This is a genomic window from Acerihabitans sp. (genome assembly GCF_036398755.1).
Lineage (GTDB): Bacteria > Pseudomonadota > Gammaproteobacteria > Enterobacterales > Enterobacteriaceae > Acerihabitans.
Genome location: NZ_DASWOM010000040.1, coordinates 1 through 3,392 on the forward strand (window position 1 = coordinate 1; position 3,392 = coordinate 3,392).

Consider the following 3,392-nt stretch of genomic DNA (forward strand, 5'->3'; position numbering starts at 1 on the left):
GAGCAAGAGCACCGCTGAGATCCGTCAAGCGTTTCTCGATTTTTTCCATAGCAAAGGCCACCAGGTAGTCGCAAGTAGCTCCCTGGTGCCAGATAACGATCCGACATTGCTGTTTACCAATGCCGGCATGAACCAATTCAAGGACGTGTTCCTCGGGCTGGACCAGCGTCAATATCGGCGCGCCACCACTTCCCAGCGCTGCGTCCGCGCGGGTGGTAAACACAACGACCTGGAAAATGTCGGGTATACCGCGCGTCACCATACCTTTTTTGAGATGCTGGGCAATTTCAGTTTTGGCGACTATTTCAAGCAAGACGCCATCAGCTTTGCCTGGGAGCTGCTTACCGGCGCCCAATGGTTTAACCTGCCGAAAGACAAGCTGTGGGTGACCGTCTATGCCACCGATGACGAAGCCTATAATATTTGGGCGCGGGACGTCGGTGTGCCGGAAGAGCGCATTATCCGCATCGGTGATAATAAAGGCGGCGCCTACGCGTCGGATAACTTTTGGCAAATGGGCGATACCGGCCCGTGCGGCCCGTGCTCGGAAATTTTCTACGATCATGGCGATCATATCTGGGGCGGCCCGCCGGGGAGCCCGGAAGAAGATGGCGATCGGTATATCGAGATCTGGAATTTAGTGTTTATGCAGTTCAACCGTCAATCCGACGGTACCATGCTGCCGCTGCCTAAGCCTTCCGTGGATACCGGCATGGGGCTGGAGCGCATTTCAGCAGTGCTGCAACACGTTAACTCGAATTATGACATCGACCTGTTCCGCACCCTGATTGAGGCGGTGGCCAAGGTGACCGGCTGCGCCGATCCGGGCAGCAAATCATTGCGCGTAATAGCCGACCATATCCGCTCCTGCGCTTTTCTGGTCGCGGACGGCGTGGTGCCGTCCAATGAAGGCCGCGGCTATGTCCTGCGCCGCATCATCCGCCGCGCGGTGCGTCACGGCAATATGCTGGGCGCCGACGGCGCCTTTTTCTATCGGCTGGTCGCGCCGCTGATTGAGGTGATGGGTCCCGCCGCCACCGGGCTGAAACAGCAGCGGGCACGGGTGGAGCAGGTGCTGCAAACCGAGGAAGACCAGTTTGCCCGTACGCTGGAGCGGGGCCTGGCCTTGCTGGACGATGAATTGGGCAAGCTTAAGGGCGATACGCTGGATGGTGAAACCGCTTTTCGGCTGTATGATACCTATGGTTTCCCACTGGACCTTACCGCCGATGTCTGCCGTGAGCGTCATTTGAAGGTGGACGAAGAAGGCTTTGAGCGCGCCATGGATGAACAGCGCCGCCGCGCCCGCGAGTCCAGCGGGTTCGGCGCCGATTACAACAGCATGCTGCGAGTGGATAAAGCCACCCGGTTCTTTGGTTATGACGAAGCGCAGCATAAAGGCACCGTGGTCGCGCTGTTTCGCAACGGCGAACCGGTACAGTCCATACGCCAGGGCGACGACGCCGTCGTGGTCCTGGACGAGACGCCGTTTTATGGCGAATCCGGCGGGCAGGTGGGCGACAAGGGCGAACTGAAGGCCGCGCTTGGGCTGTTTACGGTTAACGACACGCAAAAATACGGCCAGGCGTTCGGTCACGTCGGCCGCCTGGCCATGGGCGAGCTGAAGATAGGCGATGCGGTGACCGCAAGCGTAGACGAAGCGCGCCGTTCCCGAATCCGCCTTAACCACTCCGCCACCCACTTATTGCATGCGGCGCTGCGGCAGGTGCTGGGCGATCATGTGGCGCAAAAAGGCTCGCTGGTCAACGATCAGTACCTGCGTTTCGATTTCTCCCACTTTGAAGCGATGAAACCGCGGCAAATCCGCGCCGTGGAAGATATCGTCAACCAGCAAATCCGCCGGAACCTGCCCATCGAGACCGAGATCATGGATCTGGAGGCCGCGCGCGGCACCGGCGCCATGGCGCTTTTCGGCGAAAAATACGACGCCAAGGTGCGGGTATTGCGCATGGGTGATTTCTCCACCGAGCTGTGCGGCGGCATTCATGCCGGTCGTACCGGGGATATCGGCCTGTTCCGCATCACCTCGGAATCGGGCACCGCGGCCGGCATACGCCGTATCGAAGCCTTGACCGGGGAAGGCGCGCTGGTCAGCCTGCATCAACAAAGCGATTTGATCCATGATATCGCCCAGTTGGTCAAAGGGGATAACCAAAGCCTGGCGGATAAGGTTAAAGCCCTGCTCGAGCGCTCGCGACAGTTGGAGAAAGAGATCCAGCAGCTCAAAAGCCAACAGGCGGCACAGGAAAGCTCCGCCTTGTCCGGCAACGTAAAGGTGGTCAACGGCGTGAAGCTTCTGGTCAGCAAGCTTGAGAACACCGATCCCAAGATGCTGCGCGCCATGGTGGACGATCTGAAAAACCAGCTGGGTTCCGCCGTTATCGTGTTGGCGACCGTCGCCGATGATAAAGTCAGTCTGATAGCGGGGGTCACCAAAGATCTAACCGATCGCGTCAAAGCCGGCGATCTCATCGGCCAACTGGCCCGGCAGGTGGGCGGCAAGGGTGGCGGACGGCCCGACATGGCGCAGGCGGGCGGTACCGATATCCAGGCGCTGCCTGCGGCACTGGCCGGCATAGAGGCCTGGCTGGCGGCAAAAATCCAGCGTGGATAACAATACGTTATTATAAACGCCGTGGCTTTCTGTTAAGTTATGGCGTTTGGATTCGTATTTTCCGCTGACTCAAAAGTTAGGCGCGAAGCTGGTCATATCGACTAAACTTATACCTGATGTTGAAAGTCGTCAGCCTGCTGGCATTTTATGTCACTAACATGACTTACGTTTTCACGGTATATGATGGATAATGGCGGGAAACTGAGAGACCCGACTCTTTTAATCTTTCAAGGAGCAAAGAATGCTAATTCTGACTCGTCGAGTTGGTGAAACCCTCATGATTGGCGATGAGGTAACGGTTACGGTTTTAGGAGTCAAGGGCAACCAGGTACGTATCGGTGTCAATGCGCCTAAAGAAGTATCTGTTCACCGTGAAGAAATATACCAGCGTATTCAGGCTGAAAAATCGCAACAGAATCCCTTCTAATCTTTTCAGGCGCCTTGCTCAAGCGGGGCGCCACCCTCCTTTTCCCGCTGTGAAATCATTTTTTTTTCGACAGATGCTCTGCATTTAATCTTTGCCAATGGCTTGCAATTTGCCTGATAAAGGCAGTGTCAGGGATTATTATGCTGTCAATCTGGTCAAGTTGCATGGCTTTTGCGCAAACGCTCGCCAGACGGGAAAAATTGTTTGACTTATCAGGCCGGGAAAGTAATATGTGCGCCACGCAGTGCCGATGAGCTTTAACATCGGCGCGTAGGTGAGGTGGCCGAGAGGCTGAAGGCGCTCCCCTGCTAAGGGAGTATACGGTCAAAA

At 56.6% G+C, this 3,392-nt stretch carries 2 protein-coding genes; both read left to right on the plus strand.

What is annotated here, in order from left to right:
• The coding region (gene alaS, locus VGC33_RS06675) for an alanine--tRNA ligase (protein WP_331119972.1) at positions 1-2,635 on the plus strand (2,635 nt) is incomplete at its 5' end.
• 241 nt (positions 2,636-2,876) lie between these two features.
• A complete protein-coding gene (gene csrA / locus VGC33_RS06680) occupies positions 2,877-3,062 on the plus strand; it encodes a carbon storage regulator CsrA (protein ID WP_132926210.1) in 186 nt (61 codons plus the stop codon).
• Positions 3,063-3,392: the final 330 nt, after the last annotated feature.

Bases quoted from the DNA above. Each gene is read 5' to 3' on its own strand.
- csrA (WP_132926210.1), top strand. From the start codon at position 2,877: ATGCTAATTCTGACTCGTCGAGTTGGTGAAACCCTCATGATTGGCGAT.